The sequence below is a fragment of the Caulobacter sp. genome, from assembly GCF_017744445.1.
Classification (GTDB): domain Bacteria; phylum Pseudomonadota; class Alphaproteobacteria; order Caulobacterales; family Caulobacteraceae; genus Caulobacter.
The window spans coordinates 301,452-319,155 of sequence record NZ_JAGIBH010000006.1; the positions used below are offsets into that span (position 1 = coordinate 301,452).

At 67.5% G+C, this 17,704-nt stretch carries 17 protein-coding genes; 6 read left to right on the top strand and 11 right to left on the bottom strand.

From position 1 onward, the window contains the following. Positions 1 to 17: 17 nt before the first annotated feature. The 3 genes from J7528_RS11290 to J7528_RS11300 form a co-directional block, all read right to left on the bottom strand. Positions 18 to 998: a cysteine synthase A gene (locus tag J7528_RS11290; RefSeq protein ID WP_291874099.1), complete on the bottom strand. Its 981-nt coding sequence runs from the start codon at positions 996 to 998 to the stop codon at positions 18 to 20. Between the two features lie 174 nt (positions 999 to 1,172). Then, positions 1,173 to 2,399, bottom strand: a complete 1,227-nt coding sequence (locus J7528_RS11295; protein WP_291874102.1) for a cyclopropane-fatty-acyl-phospholipid synthase family protein — start codon at positions 2,397 to 2,399, stop codon at positions 1,173 to 1,175. A 55-nt stretch (positions 2,400 to 2,454) separates the two neighbouring features. Then, on the bottom strand, positions 2,455 to 3,894 hold the full coding sequence (locus J7528_RS11300; RefSeq protein WP_291874105.1) for a deoxyribodipyrimidine photo-lyase: 1,440 nt from the start codon (positions 3,892 to 3,894) through the stop codon (positions 2,455 to 2,457). Positions 3,895 to 3,955: 61 nt separating this feature from the next. Here J7528_RS11300 and kdsA point away from each other — a divergent pair, with 61 nt between their 5' ends. The 5 genes from kdsA (at position 3,956) to J7528_RS11325 (ending at position 9,774) form a co-directional block, all read left to right on the top strand. Continuing rightward, positions 3,956 to 4,819 (top strand): 3-deoxy-8-phosphooctulonate synthase, encoded by an 864-nt coding sequence (gene kdsA / locus J7528_RS11305; RefSeq protein ID WP_291874108.1) that lies wholly within the window; start codon positions 3,956 to 3,958, stop codon positions 4,817 to 4,819. Between the two features lie 3 nt (positions 4,820 to 4,822). Next, positions 4,823 to 5,824 carry an ADP-glyceromanno-heptose 6-epimerase gene (gene rfaD / locus J7528_RS11310; protein ID WP_291874111.1) on the top strand — a complete coding sequence of 334 codons (1,002 nt, stop codon included), beginning with the start codon at positions 4,823 to 4,825 and terminating at the stop codon, positions 5,822 to 5,824. A gap of 85 nt (positions 5,825 to 5,909) precedes the next feature. Next, complete coding sequence (locus J7528_RS11315; RefSeq protein WP_291874113.1) at positions 5,910 to 7,376, top strand: hydroxymethylglutaryl-CoA synthase family protein; 1,467 nt, start codon at positions 5,910 to 5,912, stop codon at positions 7,374 to 7,376. 11 nt (positions 7,377 to 7,387) lie between these two features. Then, positions 7,388 to 8,590 carry an acetyl-CoA acetyltransferase gene (locus J7528_RS11320; protein ID WP_291874115.1) on the top strand — a complete coding sequence of 401 codons (1,203 nt, stop codon included), beginning with the start codon at positions 7,388 to 7,390 and terminating at the stop codon, positions 8,588 to 8,590. Between the two features lie 47 nt (positions 8,591 to 8,637). Further along, on the top strand, positions 8,638 to 9,774 hold the full coding sequence (locus J7528_RS11325; protein ID WP_291874117.1) for a DUF3089 domain-containing protein: 1,137 nt from the start codon (positions 8,638 to 8,640) through the stop codon (positions 9,772 to 9,774). On the opposite strand, the gene J7528_RS11330 is transcribed toward J7528_RS11325, so the two are convergent. Continuing rightward, entirely contained in the window at positions 9,751 to 10,119 is a 369-nt protein-coding gene (locus tag J7528_RS11330; protein ID WP_291874120.1) for a DUF6285 domain-containing protein, read from the bottom strand. The two genes, J7528_RS11325 and J7528_RS11330, sit on opposite strands and share 24 nt — an antisense overlap. After that, positions 10,116 to 11,081, bottom strand: a complete 966-nt coding sequence (locus J7528_RS11335) for a phosphotransferase family protein (RefSeq protein ID WP_363269710.1) — start codon at positions 11,079 to 11,081, stop codon at positions 10,116 to 10,118. The genes J7528_RS11330 and J7528_RS11335 overlap by 4 nt, the downstream gene beginning before the upstream one ends. 106 nt (positions 11,082 to 11,187) lie before the next feature. Between J7528_RS11335 and J7528_RS11340 the strand changes: the two genes are divergently transcribed. After that, the gene (locus J7528_RS11340; protein WP_291874122.1) at positions 11,188 to 12,132 is read left to right on the top strand and encodes a DUF808 domain-containing protein; all 945 of its coding nucleotides are present in this window, start codon (positions 11,188 to 11,190) and stop codon (positions 12,130 to 12,132) included. Here J7528_RS11340 and J7528_RS11345 read toward each other — a convergent pair. From J7528_RS11345 to tcyJ, 6 genes are all read right to left on the bottom strand, one after another. Then, a complete protein-coding gene (locus tag J7528_RS11345) occupies positions 12,129 to 12,848 on the bottom strand; it encodes a class I SAM-dependent methyltransferase (RefSeq protein ID WP_291874124.1) in 720 nt (239 codons plus the stop codon). The genes J7528_RS11340 and J7528_RS11345 overlap by 4 nt on opposite strands. Before the next feature lie 14 nt (positions 12,849 to 12,862). Further along, positions 12,863 to 14,944 carry an ATP-dependent DNA helicase RecG gene (recG, locus tag J7528_RS11350; RefSeq protein WP_291874125.1) on the bottom strand — a complete coding sequence of 694 codons (2,082 nt, stop codon included), beginning with the start codon at positions 14,942 to 14,944 and terminating at the stop codon, positions 12,863 to 12,865. 41 nt (positions 14,945 to 14,985) lie between these two features. Then, positions 14,986 to 15,288: a hypothetical protein gene (locus J7528_RS11355; protein ID WP_291874127.1), complete on the bottom strand. Its 303-nt coding sequence runs from the start codon at positions 15,286 to 15,288 to the stop codon at positions 14,986 to 14,988. Between the two features lie 130 nt (positions 15,289 to 15,418). Next, positions 15,419 to 16,159, bottom strand: a complete 741-nt coding sequence (locus tag J7528_RS11360) for an amino acid ABC transporter ATP-binding protein (protein ID WP_291874130.1) — start codon at positions 16,157 to 16,159, stop codon at positions 15,419 to 15,421. Continuing rightward, on the bottom strand, positions 16,156 to 16,815 hold the full coding sequence (tcyL, locus tag J7528_RS11365) for a cystine ABC transporter permease (protein WP_291874132.1): 660 nt from the start codon (positions 16,813 to 16,815) through the stop codon (positions 16,156 to 16,158). Before tcyL ends, J7528_RS11360 begins: the two co-directional genes overlap by 4 nt. A gap of 6 nt (positions 16,816 to 16,821) precedes the next feature. After that, positions 16,822 to 17,604, bottom strand: coding sequence for a cystine ABC transporter substrate-binding protein (gene tcyJ / locus J7528_RS11370; protein WP_291874134.1), 783 nt, complete (start codon positions 17,602 to 17,604; stop codon positions 16,822 to 16,824). Positions 17,605 to 17,704 lie beyond the last annotated feature (100 nt).

Here is a 17,704-nt window from a genome sequence, read left to right on the forward strand (position 1 = left end):
CGAACTCGTTGCGGACCTTACATCCAAGGCGGCGTCGGCAGGCCCTTTTCCGCCAGGAATTCGCGGTTGAACAGCTTGGACTGATAACGCGAGCCGTGGTCGCACAGGATGGTCACGATGGTGTGGCCGGGGCCCAGTTCCTTGGCCAGCTTGATGGCGCCGGCGACGTTGATGCCGGTGGAGCCGCCCATGCACAGGCCTTCGTGCTGCACCAGGTCGAAGATCACCTGCAGCATTTCCTCGTCGGTGACGCGGAAGGGGAAGTCGATGGCCAGGTCTTCCAGGTTGGCGGTGACGCGGCCCTGGCCAATGCCCTCGCTGATCGAGGTCCCTTCGGACTTCAGCTCGCCGTCCTTGTACCAGCTGTAGAGCGCCGCGCCGTAGGGGTCGGCCAGGCCGATCTTCACGCCGGGCTTGCGCTCACGCAGGGCCTGGGCCACGCCCGCCAGGGTGCCGCCCGAGCCGACCGCGCAGATGAAGCCATCGACCTTGCCGCCGGTCTGCTCGAAGATCTCCGGACCGGTGGTCTGGTAGTGCGCCTCGCGGTTGGCGACATTGTCGAACTGGTTGGCCCAGACGGCGCCAAGTTCCTGCGCCAAGCGCCCGGAATAACGGACATAATTGTCAGGATTGGAGTAGGGGACGGCGTCCACCTCGACCAGCTCGGCGCTCAGCAGGCGGATGGCGTCCTTCTTCTCCTGACTCTGGGTGCGGGGGATGACGATCGTCGTCTTGTAGCCCAGCGCCGAGGCGACCATGGCCAGGCCGATGCCGGTATTGCCGGCCGTACCCTCGACGATCCGGCCGCCGGGCTTCAGCAGGCCCTTGGCTTCGGCGTCGCGGATGATGCTGAGCGCCGCGCGGTCCTTGACGGACTGGCCGGGGTTCATGAACTCGGCCTTGCCCAGGATCTCGCAGCCGGTGGCCTCGCTGGCGCGGCTCAGGCGGATCAGCGGGGTGTTTCCGATCGCGTCGAGGACGCTGGGCAGGGCGGTCATGGTCGGCCTTCGAGTGGAGCTTTCGATGGCTGGTAGATCGTGCGGCGGCCCGCCCGCGCAACCCCAATTTTCCTGAAGACGCTTGAGCCGTGTCGACAAACCCTGAGCTTGGCCATGGGTTTGCCCAGCTATCCACAAGGCGCTACCGGCAATACTGAGCTGAAGGGCTTGGTGTTACCCGCGACTGAGACCCAACTGGATCACATTCGTCCGCTCGGTGCGGAAGCCGGCCTCGCAATAGCTTAGATAGAACCGCCACAGCCGGCGGAAGCGCTCGTCGAAACCGTCCTTGCGGATCTCACTCCAGGCCGCCTCGAAACTGCGCGCCCATTCGGCCAGGGTGTCGGCATAATTCTGGCCGAAGCGCTTGAGATCGTTCCATTCCAGGCCCGCGCGCTCGGTCTCTTCCTTTAGTCGCGCCTCGCTGGGCAGCATGCCGCCGGGGAAGATGTAGCGCTGGATGAAATCGGTGCGGCTGCGGTACTTGGTGAACAGCTCGTCGCGGATGGTGATGATCTGCAGGCCGGCGCGGCCGCCGGGGTTCAGCACCTCGCGCACCTTGCTGAAATAAGCCGGCCAGTACTCCTCGCCGACCGCCTCGAACATCTCGATCGAGGCCACGGCGTCGTAGCGGCCCTGGACGTCGCGATAGTCGATCAGCTGGATTTCGGCTTTCTCGGCCAAGCCCTGGTCGAACAAGCGCTTTTTGGCGAAGTCGTACTGGGCTTGCGAGATGGTGATGCCGGTGACCTTGGCCCCGACCTCCTTGGCGGCGAACTCAGCGAAGCCGCCCCAGCCGCAGCCGATCTCCAGGACGTGCTTGCCGGGCGAGAGGTCGATGGTCCGGGCGAGAGCCGCGTACTTCGCCCGCTGGGCGTCCGGCAGCGGTTGATCGGGGCGTTCGTACAGGGCCGACGAATAGGTCATCGTCGGGTCCAGCCAGCGCGAATAGAAGCTGTTGCCCAGGTCGTAATGGGCATGGATGTTCTTCCTCGATCCGGCGCGGCTGTTGCTGTGCAGCAGATGGTACAGGCCGTTGATCGCCCGCATCACCGGATTGCCCGACAGCAGCGGCGACAGCCGGTCGAAGTTCAGCGAGAACGCCTCCAGCACCGCCGACAGATCAGGCGTCTCCCATTCGCCGGCCATGAAACCCTCGGCGAAACCGATCGTACCCGACGAGAAGGCGCGGCGGATAAAGTGGTAGTCGTTGATCTGGACGACCGCGCTAGGGCCAGGCCGCTCGCCGGCGAACCGCAGCGTCTTGCCGGTAGGCAGGATCCAGGTGACCGAGCCGTTGTCCCAATTGGTCGCCAGCACCCGAAGGGCGGCGCGGAAGGCCGTCGGCGCGGCCTTCAGGTCGGGGTCGTTCCAGAGCATGTCCAAGGCGGGGCCTCGCATCCGGTGACGCGTTCATTAACGCCGTTAACCACCTGATCGTAAAGGCCCGGCTCAGCTAGAGGCTCCGATAGGCCTCCATCGCGCGTTCGCGCGCCTTGCCGTGGTCCACGATCGGCTTGCCATAGAGACGTTTGGCTTCAGCGGGCAGATGCAAGGCCCGCTCCCACGGCTTGTGGATAACTTCATCGGGAGCGTTCGCGAGTTCGGGAACCCAGCGACGGACATAGGCGCCGCGCGGATCGAACTTCTCGCCCTGGGCGATGGGGTTGAAGATGCGGAAATAGGGCGAGGCGTCGGCGCCGCTGCCGGCAACCCATTGCCAATTGCCGACATTGTTGGGCAGGTCGGCGTCGACCAGGGTGTCCCAGAACCAGGCCTCGCCCTCGCGCCAGTCGACCAGCAGGTGCTTGATCAGGAACGAGGCGACGATCATGCGCACGCGGTTGTGCATGAAGCCGGTGGCCCACAGCTCGCGCATGCCGGCGTCGACAATCGGATAGCCGGTTTCGCCCCGCGTCCAGGCCTCGAAGGCGGCGTGGTTCTTCGCCCACGGAAAGCCGTCGAACTCGGGCTTGAAGTTTTTGGTCAGCAGCTCAGGCCAGTGGAACAGGATCGAATGGTTGAACTCGCGCCAGCCGACCTCGGACAGGAACTTCTCGACCTCGCCGGCCGGGGCGTCGCCATGCTCGGCGGCATTGTGGGCAGCCAGCCAGACCTGACGCGGGCCGATCTCGCCGAAGTGCAGGTGTGGCGACAGGCCGGAGGTGGCCTCCACGCCAGGGATGTCGCGCTTCTCGCCATAGCCGTCGACGGGGCCGGACAGGAAGTCGTCCAGTCGCTCCAGCGCCCCGGCCTCGCCAGGCGTCCACGTGTCAAAGCCCTTGGACCAGTCGGGCTTGGTCGGGTGCAGGCCCCAGCCGGCCAGGCCTTCGCTGTGGGGGAAATGTTCGGGCGCTTTCAAGGCCTTCGGCGGAAGTTCTACGACGACGTGGGGTAGGTGCTCGCGAGCGGCGCGCCAATAGGGCGTGAAGACCTTGTAGGGCTGTTTGGAGCCGTTCTGCACCGTCCAGGGCTCGTTCAGCAGGCCGGCGTTGAAGCTCTGGCAATCGACGCCAGCGTCCTTCAGGTCGGCCTTGATCCCAGTGTCGCGGTCGATGCTGGCCTTGTCGTAGAGCCGGTTCCAGAGGACGCAGCTCGCGCCGGTGTGCTCGATGACGTCATTCAGCACGTCGGCGGCGACGCCCTTGCGTAGGATCAGCTTATTGCCAAGCTTCTCAAGGCTTTCGCCGAGGCTCTTCAGCGACTTGTCCAGCCACCACAGCGAGGCCGCGCCCATGGGGCGGACGCCGGGCGTCTCGTCTAGGATATAGAGGCAGATCACCGGCCGGCCGCTACCCTCGGCATGGCGCAGGGCGGGATTGTCGGCTATGCGCAGGTCGTTGCGGAACCAGACGATGATCGCCTTACCGTCGTCACTGTTCTTCCGCACTTGCACCGTCCTGCCCGAAGGGTCACCTCTTGGGCGCCCGAAGTCCTAATACGCCGGAATACTCGCCTTGGATCAGCCGCAAGCCGTCGCCCCGAATACCGTCGTCGAGATCAAAACCCCGACCGGCGCGCCCGTCCGCATCGGTAACGGCGAGAAGCTGTCGATCATCGCCGGCCCCTGCCAGATGGAAAGCCGCCAGCACGCGCTGGAAACGGCCCATGCGCTGAAGGAGATGACCGATCGCCTGGGCGTCGGGCTGATCTACAAGACCTCGTACGACAAGGCCAACCGCACCTCGGCCTCGGCCCAGCGCGGCATTGGTCTGCACGACAGCCTGCCGATCTTCCAGGAGATCCGCGAAGCCACCGGCCTGCCGACGCTGACCGACGTGCACGAGACCAGCCATTGCCCGATCGTGGCCGAGGCGGTCGACGTCATCCAGATCCCGGCCTTCCTGTGTCGCCAGACCGACCTGCTGGTCGCCGCCGCCAATACCGGCCGGGCGATCAACATCAAGAAGGGTCAGTTCCTGGCCCCCTGGGACATGAAGAACGTCATCGCCAAGGTGACCGGCGCGGGCAACCCGAACGTCATGGCCTGCGAGCGCGGCGCTTCGTTCGGCTACAACACCCTGGTCAGCGACATGCGGTCCCTGCCGATCATGAAGGAGATCGGCTGCCCGGTCGTCTTCGACGCCACCCACAGCGTCCAGCAGCCGGGCGGGCAGGGCACGTCGTCGGGCGGTCAGCGCGAGTTCGTGCCGGTCCTGGCCCGCGCGGCCGTGGCCGTCGGTGTCGCCTGCGTGTTCATCGAGACCCACCCGGATCCCGACCACGCCCCGTCGGACGGTCCCAACATGGTGCCGATGAGCCAGTTCGAGGCCCTGGTCGGCAACCTGCTGAAGTACGACGCCCTGACCAAGGCGGCTTAAGGCATGAGCCGTCGCATCGTTCTCGTCACCGGCGGGGCGGGCTTCATCGGCAGCAACGTCGTGGCCCGGCTCTGCGAGGATCCGGCCCTGGACGTGGTGGTCTGCGACCGCCTGCGTGACGCCGCCTCGGGCAAATGGCGCAACATCGCCAAGCACCCGATCGCCGACTTCGTCGCGCCGGAGCAGCTCAACGACTGGCTGGCCAAGCGCGGAAGCGAGGTTGAGCTGATCGTCCACATGGGCGCGGTGTCCTCGACCACCGAGCAGGACGCCGACAAGATCGTGCAGTCCAACTTCGTGCTGTCTCGCGACCTGTGGGACTGGTGCGTCCAGCACGGCAAGCGCCTGATCTACGCCTCGTCGGCGGCGACCTATGGCGACGGAACCTTGGGTTTCGAGGGCAAGGACGACCTGGAGTCCTTGCGGGCCCTGCGGCCGCTGAACGCCTATGGCTGGTCCAAGGCCCTGTTCGACATCTACGCCGTGCGCGAGGCCCATCGCGGCCGCGCCCCGGCCCAGTGGGCGGGCCTGAAGTTCTTCAACGTCTATGGTCCCAACGAGGACCACAAGGGCGGCATGAAGTCGGTCGTGGCCCAGATCTGGCCGCGCATCGCCGCTGGCGAGGGCGTAAAGCTCTTCAAGTCGCATCACCCGGACTACGAGGACGGCGGCCAGCTGCGCGACTTCGTCTATGTCCGCGACGTGGTCGACGTGATCGCCTGGCTGGCCAAGAGCCCGGCCGTGAACGGCGTCTTCAACCTGGGTTCGGGCCACGCGCGCTCGTTCCGCGACCTGGCCGTGGCGACCTTCGAGGCGGTGAACCGCGAGCCGGACATTACCTATATCGACATGCCCGAGGTGCTGCGCGGCAAGTACCAGTACTACACCCAGGCCGACATGAGCCGCCTGCGGGCCGCCGGCTACAATGCGCCGATGACCTCGCTGGAGGACGGTGTGGCCGACTACGTGGCTGGATATCTCAATACCGAGGATTCTTTCCGCTGACGTCAGGGCACGGTTGTCGCTCACGGCAGCCGGCGTAGGCTGACCCCTGAGATCGGGCCTCAAGCCCGGCGTCAGGGAGTTGGTCATGGCCGGCATCGCCGCCTGGGGCGCCTATGCGCCGCGTCTGCGCTTGAGCCGCAAGGCGGTCACCGAGGCCAATGCCTGGGTCGCGCCGAACCTGAAGGCCAAGGGCAAGGGCGAGCGGTCGATGGCCAACTGGGACGAGGACGCCCTGACCATGGCGGTTGAGGCGGCCCGCGACGCCCTGGGTCCCGACGACGACCGCAGCCACATCGACAGCCTCTATTTCGCCTCGACCACCGCGCCGTTCGCCGACCGGCTGAACGCGGGCATCGTCTCGGCGGCCCTGACCCTGGAGAAGTCGATCGCCGCCAGCGACGTCACCGGCTCGCAACGCTGCGGCCTGACGGCGCTGAGCCAGGCGTTGGCCGCTGGCGGCACATCGCTGGTCGCGGTCGGTGAGCACCGCAAGGCCCGCGCGGTCTCGGCCCAGGAACTGGACTTCGGCGACGGGGCGGCCGCGTTCGTGGTCAGCGACGGGGCCGGCGCGGCCGAACTCCTCGGGCGCGGGAGCGTCACTGACGACTTCGTCGACCACTTTCGCGGCGATGACGGCGGCTTCGACTACTATTGGGAAGAGCGCTGGATCCGCGACGAGGGCATCGTCAAGCTGGTCCCGCCGGCCATCCGCAAGGCGCTGGAGACCGCTGGCCTGAACGCCGCCGACGTCGACCATTTCTGCTTCCCGTCAACCTTCGCTGGCATGGCCGCGACGCTCGCCAAGTCCGTCGGCATCAAGCCCGAGGCCGTTCGCGACAACCTCGCCGCCGTGATGGGCGAGGCCGGCTGCGCGCATGGGCCGATCATGCTCGCCCATGCGTTGGAAGACGCGAAGGCCGGCGAGATCATCCTGGTCGCTCAGTTCGGCCAGGGCGCCGAGGCCTTGGTGTTCCGTGCAACGGGCGTCGGCCGGCGTCCCGCGCGGGGCGTCACCGGCAGCTTGGCCGACCGCCAGGAAGAGACCAACTACCTGAAGTTCTTGACCTTCAACGGCCTGGTCGAGTGGGACAAGGGCATGCGGGCCGAGAAGGACAACAAGACGGCCCTGACCACCCTCTATCGCAACGAGGACATGATCCTGGGTCTGGTCGGCGGCCGCTGCCGCGAGACTGGAGTCGTGCAGTTCCCGCGTACTCGCATCTCAGTCGCGCCCAACAACCCCGCCGTCGACACCCAGGAGCCTTACCGCTTCGCCGAGCGCCGGGCCTCGGTGCTGAGCTACTCGGCCGACTACCTGACCTTCTCGATGGCCCCGCCCAACCACTACGGCATGATCGTCTTCGAGGGTGGCGGGCGGATCATGATGGACATCACCGACGTCGCGCCGGGTGACGTGGAGACCGGCCTGCCGGTGCGGATGGTGTTCCGCATCAAGGAGGTCGACGAGAAGCGCGGCTTTGTCCGCTACTTCTGGAAGGCGACGCCGGACCGGGCCGCGATCGCAAGTCAAACAGCTCAAGCCGCCGAATAAGGGAGACCGTCATGCCTCAGGGTATCCGCGACAAGGTCGCCATCCTCGGGATGGGCTGTTCGAAGTTCGGCGAGCGCTGGGACGCCGGGCCCGACGACCTGATGGTCGAGGCCTATCTGGAGGCCATGCAGGACGCCGGCATCGCGCCGACCCAGCTGGACGCGGCCTGGTTCTCCACGCACATCGACGAGATCGGCACGGGCAAGGGCGGCACGCCGTTGTCGATCGCTCTGCGCCTGCCCAACATCGCCGTGACCCGGGTCGAGAACTTTTGCGCCTCGGGCTCGGAAGCTTTCCGGGGAGCGGTCTATGCCGTAGCGGCCGGCGCGGCCGACATCGCGCTAGCTGTCGGCGTCGAGAAGCTGAAGGACACCGGCTATGGCGGCCTGGCGGTCGCCAATCCCGGCACGCTGAACCCTCAGGTCATGCCCAACGGCTCTGCGCCGGGAAACTTCGCCCAGCTGGCCAGCGCCTATCGCGCCAAGCACGGGGTCTCCAAGGACGACCTCAAACGGGCCATCGCCCATGTCTCGGTCAAGAGCCACGCCAACGGCGCCAAGAACCCCAAGGCGCATCTGCGCAAACCCATCACCGCCGAGCAGGCCCTGGCCGCGCCGATGATCGCCGAGCCGCTGGGCCTTTTTGACTGCTGCGGCGTCTCTGATGGCGCGGCGGCCGCGATCGTCACCACGCCGGAGATCGCCCGCAGCCTGGGCAAGCACGACCTCGTCACCATCAAGGCCCTGCAGCTCTCGGTCTCGAACGGCTACGAGAGCCAATACAACGGCTGGGACGGCAGCCACTTCCACACCGCCCGCATCGCCGCCGGCAAGGCCTACAAGGAGGCGGGCATCGAGCGACCGCGCGAGCAGATCTCGATGATGGAGGTCCACGACTGCTTCTCGATCACCGAGCTGGTGACGATGGAGGATCTGTTCATCTCGCCCGAGGGGCAGGGCTGGCGCGACGTGCTGGATGGCTTCTACGACGCCGACGGCGGGGTGCCGTGCCAGATCGACGGCGGCCTGAAATGCTTCGGCCACCCGATCGGCGCCTCGGGCCTGCGGATGTTGTACGAGATGTACCTGCAGCTTCAGGGGCGGGCTGGGGAGCGGCAGCTGGCCAATCCCGTCTTCGGCATGACCCACAATCTGGGCGGTGCGCCCGCCAGCAATGTCTGTTCGGTGGCGATCATCGGCCAGGAGGGCGCGTAACGGAAAATGGGCTTAAAGCCGTTCAAGGCTTGGTGTAACCCAGAGCCATGGGCGGTACGGTCAAAGGCTTCAAGCGCTGGATCTTCGGGGGGCTGGCGCTGTTCGTCGCGCTGTTCGTCGCGGCCGCCTTCATCTTCCGCTACGACATCCTCAGCAACGCCCTGGACCCCAAGGTCCCGTTCCTGACCTACCATCCGCCGCCGGCCCCGGACTACGGCAAGCGCGACTCGTGGGCGCTGCTGCCGCGCGAGGTCGCCGCGCCGGCCGACCAGCCCGTCGATGTGTTCTTCGTCCACCCGACCACCTTCGACGGCGGCCGCGACTGGAACGGCGGCATCGACCAGCCCAAGGCCCAGCGGTTCCTGTCGCGGGTGGTGCTTCCCAACTATGCCGGGCCGTTCCATCGCGTCGGGCGGGTCTTCGCGCCGCGCTACCGCCAGGCCAGCCTCTACACCTACCTGACCCTGCGCGACGACGCCCGTGAGGCGCGGCGCTTTGCCTATGGCGACGTACTGCAGGCCTTCCGCGCCTATCGGGTTCGCTACGGCCAGGACCGGCCGTTCATCATCGTCGGGGTAGAGCAGGGCGGATCCCTGGCCGCGCGCCTGCTGCGCGAGGAGATCGCCGCCAAGCCCGAGCTGCGCAGCCGCCTGGTCGCGGCCTATCTGATCGAGACCGCCGTCCCTGCCGACGAATACGCGCCCGACGCCCCGCTGCCCGCCTGTGAGCGTAAGGGCGAGACCGACTGCGTCGCCGCCTGGATCTCGGCGCCGGAAGGCGACTTCCAGCGCGTGCAGGAGCTGATGGGCCGTTCGCTGATTTGGGATCGCTCGGATCAGCTGGTGAACCTCGAAGGTCGTGCGCCGCTGTGCTTCAACCCGCTGCTGGGCGGCGTTTCGCTGGAGAAGGCCCCGGCGCGGCTGAACCTGGGCGCGACCAACGCCACGGGTCTGGAGTGGGGCGCCCGGCCGGCTTTCCTGCAACGCCAGGTCTCGGCCCGCTGCGAGAACGGCGTGCTGCGCACCAGCAAACCCAAGTCCAGCTCGCTGCGCGACAGCGGCTCGTGGGCTGATCGCCGCAAAGTCGACGCCTACAATTTGTTCTATGCCGATCTCGAAGCCGACGCATTGGCGCGGGCCACCTCGATGATCGGCAAGCCGCTAGCCGTCGAGCAGGGCCGCTAGGCCGCCATAGCCGGGTTGGTCGATGGCGATCTGGCCGATCGCCGTGGCGCGCAGATGGGCCAGCAAGGCCGGATCCTGGGGATCGATGGCGCCATCGCGCAGGGCTTCGCACAGCTCGGCATTCAGTGTCGCATAGTCGCCGGTCTCGCCCATCAGCTTGGTGAGCCGCTCGACGGCCTCCGCCTCCAGCCGCGCGCCGTGTTCGGCCTCGCGGGCCAGGGTGGCGCGGGCATTGTCGGTCACGCGGGCTAGGAAGGTCTGGCGGGCGTCGCCGGGGATGGCGTGCTCGGCCTCGAACGCGGCGATGGCTTCGGACAGTTCGGCGGCGGTCGGGTGGGAGATCATGTGGTCTCCATCAGCTTGACCAAGTCGATCTCGGTCTCGCTAGTCCGTCGGCCGATCATGGCGCGCTCGATTGAGCGATCCTGACCCGTGGCGAAGCTCTGGTACATCATCAGGCACATGACGCCCCACTTCAGTGAGCCGAGGGACTGCCAGAAGCGCACGCGGTCCAGGCTGATGCCGCCGCCATAACCGTCAAGCAGCTCGTCATAGTCGCCAAAGCCGCCGGCGGGCCTTCGCCATTCGCCAAAGCGCCAGGAGTTGACGCAGATCCAGCCCAGGTCCTCGGCCGGGTCGCCCAGATGGGCCAGCTCCCAGTCCAGCACGCCGACCAGGCCGCCTTCGGGGTGGATCATCAGATTGCCGTTCCGAAAGTCGCCATGAACCAGCACCGGCCGCTCGGGCGGTGGCGGGGCAATGGCCTCCAGCCAGCGGAAGGCGGCCTCCAGGATCGGCCGGCGGGCGTCCAGCTGGCGATAGATGGCTTCGTAGCGCTCCAGCTCGCCGCGCGCGTCGGAGATCGCCAGGTCCGGCAGGTCTTCGGTCGGCGCCGCATGGATCCGGGCCAGCACCTCGCCGCAGCGCCGCGCCAGGCCGGGTCGCACGCCGGCGAAGGTCTCGTCGCGGACGATGCGGCGGCCCAGGGTCTCTCCCTCCAGCCGGCGCATGACATAGGCTTCGCCCAGGCTGTCCTCGGGTGTGCAGACATGAACCACGCTAGGCGCCGGCGAGCCGGCGGCGGCGGCCGCGCGGATCAGGGCGGCTTCGGAAGCCAGGGGCAAGGCGGTCTCGCGCATCGCCGCGCCTTCCGGCCGGCGGCGCAGGATCAGCGGCGTCCTGTCGGTGAGGTCGAAGGCCCAGGTTTCCAGGCTGGCGCCGCCTGACAAGCGGCGGACGTTCACGGCCCCGGTCGCAGTCGGCGACAGGCGCGGAGCGAGGCGGTCCAGAGCAGCTGCGACGTCCATGGAACGAGCTTCCAGCTTTCACCTTACGTCAGGCAAGGGCCTGACGACTTTACGGCGAGCCCGGCGCGCCTTACGCACTGGGGCTCAACTCTGCTTAGGACTTCCCATGCCCTCCGGCCTTGCCGCGCTGCTCGATGACGTCGCGGCCATCACCAAGATCGCCGCCGCTTCTCTGGACGACGTGGCCGGGGCCGCCGGCAAGGCGGGGACCAAGGCCGTGGGCGTGGTGGTCGACGATGCGGCGGTGACGCCCGGCTACGCCATGGGCTTCACGCCCGATCGCGAGCTGCCGATCGTCTGGAAGATCGCGATGGGCAGCCTGCGCAACAAGCTGCTGTTCCTGCTGCCGGGCGCCCTGCTGCTCAGCGCCTTCGCGCCGTGGGCCGTGACCCCGATCCTGATGGTCGGCGGCGCCTATCTGGCCTTCGAGGCTACCGAGAAGGTGCTGGAAGCCTTCACCGCCGAATCCGAGGGCGAGGCTGTCGAGGAGCTGGCGCTGAGCGGTCCCGAGCTGGAGAAGGAAAAGGTCAATGGCGCCATCCGCACCGACCTGATCCTATCAGGCGAGATCATGGCTATCGCCTTGGCCGAGGTCGCGCATCTGAACCTCGGCATGCAGGCGGCCGCCCTGGCCATCGTCGGCATCCTGCTGACCGTCGTGGTCTATGGCGCGGTGGCGCTGATCGTGAAGATGGACGACATCGGCCTGCACATGTCGCGCCGCGAGAACAAGGGCGCCCAGGCCTTCGGTCGCGGCCTGGTCAAGGCCATGCCGATCACGATGGAAGCCCTGACCGTGATCGGCACCGCGGCCATGCTGTGGGTCGGCGGCGGCATCATCGTCCACGGCCTGGAGCACTTCCACCTGACCCCGATCCCGCACTGGGTCGAGGGCTTTTCGCACTGGGCGCACGGCGTTCCGGGCATCGGCGCGGTGACCAGCTGGCTGGCCTTCGCGCTGGGTTCGGCCGTGGTGGGTCTGGTCGTGGGCGGCGTCCTGGCGGGCCTGATGCACCTCTGGCATCACCGCAAGGGCGCGGCGGCGCACTAGGCCGGCTTGCGGCCCGCCACCAGCGTCGCGCAGCCGAAGAAGCAGCGCTTGAACTCCACCTCCAGGCCTTCGGCCCGCAGCATGTCGCCGAAGGCCGAGGCGTCGCCGAAATTGGTGCTGTAGGTCCCGATCATCGTGAAGTCCTGGGCCCCGGCCAAGAAGAGGCGCTCGACCAGCGGCAGTACGACCTTGAGGTGGAAAAGGTAGAGCGGCCGCAGGAGCCAGCCCTTGGGATCTGACGCGTCGATTAGCGAGAACACGCCGCCCGGCCGCAGGCTCTGAGCGATCAGCTCTGCCAGTTTGGCGTGCTGCTCGGCGTTGAAGGTTTTGAGGCCGAAGGTCGAGACCACGAAGTCTGCGCTCTGCGCCGGCAGGTTGCTGGCCAGGACATCGTCTTCGATGAAGGCGATCCGATGGGCGCGATGACGGTGCAGGCGCTCAAGCGCGCGCTGATGCATGCCCGATGAGATGTCGACAGCGGTGATCGAGGCCAGATCCGGAAAGCGTTGCAACAGATGCGGCCAGATCTCGCCTGTCCCGGCCATCAGGTCATAGCCGACGGGGTTTGGCGTCGTCGGTTCGGGCAGGTCCGCGACGCACTGTTTGCGCCAGCGCTCGGTGAAGCCGAAGGAGCAGATCAGGCTGAAAGCGATGTATTTGCCTGAGCAGCGGTCGAAAACGCCTTTGACGAAGGCCGGGTCATAGATGTCCGCCATTCGTCGCTCCTTGATCAGCCCGCTTCGTTCAGCGGCGAGGCCGGTTTCCAGTCGAACAGTTCTTGCAGCATGCGCAGGGCCTGGCCGCGGGGCGAGGTCAGCTGCGGATCGCGGGCCAGGATCAGGCGGGCGTCGTCGGCGGCCACGGCGATCAGGTCGCGATGCGCGACAGGATCGGCGAGGCGGTAGGCGGGGAAGCCGCTCTGCTTGAGGCCTAGCGGGTCGCCGCCGCCACGCAGTTCCAGGTCCTTCTCGGCGATTTCGAAGCCGTCGTCGCTGCGGCGCAGGATGTCGAGGCGCTGTTGGGCGACCTCCGAGAGCGGCGGGTCGTAGAGCAGGACGCAGGAGCTTTCCCGCGCGCCCCGGCCGACGCGGCCGCGCAGCTGGTGCAGCTGGGCCAGGCCGAAGCGGTCGGCGTGCTCGATCACCATGATGCTGGCGTTGGGGACGTTCACGCCCACCTCGACCACCGTGGTGGCGACCAGCAAGCTGACCTCGCCGTCGACGAAGCGCTGCATGACCGCGTCCTTCTCGGCCGGTGGCATCTGGCCGTGGACCAGGCCGACGCCGGGCAGGTGTCGGGCCAGATCGGCGGCGCGGTCCTCGGCGGCGCGCAGGTCGACCTTGTCGGACTCCGACACCAGCGGGCAGATCCAGAAGGCCTGGGCGCCGCTGGCGATGGCGCTGCGCAGGCGGTCGACGATCTCGGGCACGCGCGGCGTGGGCGCGGCGCGGGTGGCCACTGGCGTGCGGCCCGGCGGCTTCTCGTCGATGCGCGAGACGTCCAGGTCGCCAAAGACGGTCAGCTCCAAGGTGCGCGGGATCGGCGTGGCGGACATGGCCAGCAGGTGCACCCCTTCGCCCTTGTCCTGTAGTCGGCGGCGCTCGTTGACGCCGAAACGGTGCTGTTCGTCGATGATCGTCAGGGCCAGCTTGTCGTAGACGACATCGTCCTGGAACAGGGCGTGGGTGCCCACGGCGACATGATGGCGTCCATCCGCCAGGGCCAGCAGCTTGGCCGAGCGGCCAGCGCCCTTGTCGCGACCCGTCAGCAGCACCGGCGACAGGCCCAGCGCCTGCAGCGGCGCGGCGATGGTCTCGAAGTGCTGGCGGGCCAGGATCTCGGTCGGGGCCATCAGCGCCGACTGGAAGCCGGCGCTGGCCGCATCGGCTATGGCCAGCATGGCGACCACGGTCTTGCCCGAGCCGACATCGCCTTGCAGCAGTCGGCTCATGCGCTCGCCGGAGGCCATGTCGCCGCGAATCTCGGAGAGGCTGCGGATCTGGGCGCCGGTCAGCTTGAAGGGCAGGGCCTTCTCGGCCTGGTCCGACAGCGGTCCGGACGGGATGCGCGGACCCGGCGTCGAGCGCCGCGAGGCCTTGCGTTGGGCCAGGGCCAGCTGGTGGGCCAGCAACTCGTCGTAGGCCAAGCGGCGGCGAGGCCGCGCCAGGGGCGAGATGTCGGCCTCGCTGGCCGGGGCGTGCATCGCCGCCAGGGCCTCGCGCCAGCCCGGCAGTTTCTCGCGCTCGCGCCAGGCGGGATCCTGCCATTCGGGCAGCTCGGGCGCACGGGCCAGGGCCTCGAGGGCGAACTTGCGGAAGGTGCGCGAAGGCAGGCCGTGGGTGGCGGGATAGACGGTCTCGATCTCGGGGATCTCGCCGGCCCGCTCCTCGTCGACGATGTAGTCGGGGTGGGCTATCTGGAGTTCGGAAGCGTAGCCGTTGGGCCGTTCGACCTTGCCGCTGACCGCGCGGCGGGCCCCTTTGGGATGCTGGCGCTCCAGGTGCGGACCGTGCCCCTTGAACCAGATCAGCGTCAGGAAGCCCGTGCCGTCCCAGGCGCGGATCTTCCAGGGCTGGCTGGGGCGTTGCGAGGGGTAATGGGCGTCGATGGTGACGACGAAGGTCTGGACCTGGTCCTCGACGGCCTGGTCGACCGTGGTCACCGACCGCCGGATCAAGCCGGTCGGCGCGGTGAACAGCACGTCTCGCGTGATCGGCCCCGCCAGCTTTTCGAGCAGCGGCGCGACACGAGGGCCCACGCCCTTGAGCGTGGACACCGAGGTGAAGAGAGGAAAGAGAATCTCCGGGCGCATCTGACGGGACCTTAGCCGCGTCCGCGCCCGGACAGCAGACCCTAGTCCGCCTTATTCATGATCGGCTGCAGGGCGATCACGATGTCGGAATATTCGTCGGCCCGCGAGGCGCCGGACACGTTCAGGCGCGTGTACAGCCAGGTCGCGCCATGACGCGAATAAGCCTCGGACCAGCGACCCTTGGAGTCGATCAGGTTGTTGGCCTCGCCCGCGTAGATCACGGTCCCCTTGGAATCCACATAGACGTAGTTGCCGGCGATCGTGGTGTTGGGGTCACCATTCTCAGCCAGCTTGTAGCGGTAGACCGCGCCAGAGGCGCCCTTGAGTTCGATATAAGGCTTCACGCTGTCCTCGCCATAAAAGCCACCCGGCGTAGGGCTTTGGATTCAAATATTTAGAGCGCGTGTGAGCAGCGAGGCTACCTACGCATTCGCCTTACGCGCTAGCAGGAGGTGCAGCGCGCCGTGGGCCAAATTATGGCTGGAGCACACCCGACCTGGCTAGGAACCGACGGGTCCGTTCCTCGCGCGGAGCGGCGAGAAGCTGACGTGATGGTCCTTGCTCCACGATGACGCCGCCGTCCATGAAAATCGTGCGGTCGGCCACATCTCGCGCGAAATCCATCTGGTGAGTGACGATCACCAGGGTGCGTTTTTCGGCCGCCAGGTCGCGGATCACGGCCAGCACCTCGCCGACCAGTTCGGGGTCGAGGGCCGAGGTCGGCTCGTCGAACAGGATGACTTCCGGATCCATGGCGAGCGCCCGGGCGATGGCGCAGCGCTGCTGCTGGCCGCCCGACAGCGCGGCGGGATAGGCGTCGGCGCGGCCGCCAAGGCCGACCTTTTCCAGCAGAGCCAGGCCCTTGGCGCGCGCCTGGGCGGGATCGGCCTTGCGGACGACGATCGGTCCCTCGATCACGTTCTCCAGCGCCGTCTTGTGCGGGAAGAGATTGAAGTTCTGAAAGACGAAGCCGACTCTGCCGTTCAACGCCTTGGCCAGTGGGACCTTGCCGCCCGCCGTGACACCCGCGATCGTCACTTCGCCGGCATTGATGGCTTCCAGCCCGGCCAGGCAGCGCAGCAAGGTGCTCTTGCCCGAGCCGCTGGGGCCGATGATCGCCACGACCTCGCCCGGCGAAACGGTCAGGTCGACGCCGGCCAGGACAGGGGTGTCCCCATAGCTCTTCTTCAGGCCCTTGGCGTCGATCGCGCTCATCGGCGGCCCTCCGAGGCGCGGCGTTCGAGGCGCGCCTGAACGGCGGCCAGGGCGGTGGACATGACCCAGTAGATGGCCGCCGCGGCCAGATACATGGTGAAGATCTCGTAGGTCCGCGCGGTGATCAGCTGGGCCTGGCGGAACAGCTCGGGCACCTGGATCGTGGCGGCCAGGGAGGTGTCCTTGACCAGGCCGATGAAGCTGTTCGACAGCGGGGCCACGGCGGTGCGGGCGGCTTGGGGCAGGATCACGCGGCGCAGGGTCTGGCCGCGGCTCATGCCCAGCACGCTCGCGGCTTCCCACTGACCCTTGTCGACGGCGGCGATGGCGCTGCGCAGGATTTCGCAGCTATAGGCGGCGACGTTGAGCGAGAAGCCGATGCCGGCGGCGACCAGCGGCGGCATCTCCAGCCCGAATTGCGGCAGGCCATAGTAGATCAGGAACAGCTGCACCAGCAGCGGCGTGCCCCGGAAGGCAGAGACATAGACGCTGGCCGGCCAGCGCAGCAGCGGCGAGCGCGAGAGCCGCATCAGCGCCAGGCCAAAGCCCAGCACGACGCCGACGCCCATGCCGATGACGCTGAGCAGCACCGTATAGCCAGCGCCCTTGGCCAGCAGCGGCGCCGATTGGCGCAGAAGATCCAGGCCGGTCTCCATGGGAACCTAGTGCGTCACGTCCTGGCCGAACCACTGCTGCGAGATGGCGGCCAGCTTGCCGTCGGCGCGCAGGGCGTTGATGGCCTGGTCGATCACGACCTTGAGGCCCGGATCCTTCTTCATCGCCACGCCCGCGCCCTGGGCCGCGAACGGCGGGCCCGAGGCGACGAATTCCGGCGAGGTCTTGACGAAGTCGGCGGCGACCAGGCGATCGTTCAGCACGACGTCGGTGCGGCCGGCCTTCAGGTCCTGGTACTTGGTGGGATCGTCATCATAGGTGCGCACGTCGGCGGTCGGGACGTTGGCGCGAATCCACTGCTCGTAGTTGGTGCCCAGGCCGACGCCGACCTTTTTGCCGGCCAGGTCCTCGGGCTTGTCCAGGCCCGGCTTGTCCTTGAGCTTGATGATCTGGATGCCCGAGACGGTATAGGGCTCGGAGAAGTCGTACTTGGCCTGGCGGTCGGGGGTGATGGTGATCTGGTTGATCACCACGTCGACGCGGCCCGACTCCAGGGCGCCCAGCAGGCCGGCGAACGGCGCGGGGCTGAACTCGACCTTCAAGCCCATCTGGGCGGCCAAGGCCTTGGCGAAGTCGACCTCGAAACCAGTCAGCTGGCCGGCCTTGTCCTGGAAGTTGAACGGCGGATAGGTGCCTTCCAGGCCCACGCGCAAGGTCCCGGACGCCTTGATCCGGTCCCAGCCGCTGCCGGCTTCCGGCTTCTTGCCGCAGGCGGCCAGCAGGGCAAGGCCAAGACCGGCGACGACGGCGCGGCGGGCAGGGAATCGCATCGGACGACCTTCAGACGAAACAATCCTGCGCAGTTCTATACGCGCGTGCGCGGTTCGCCAGCCCTGAACGTCGCCCGGTCAGCCGGCCACGGAGCATGAG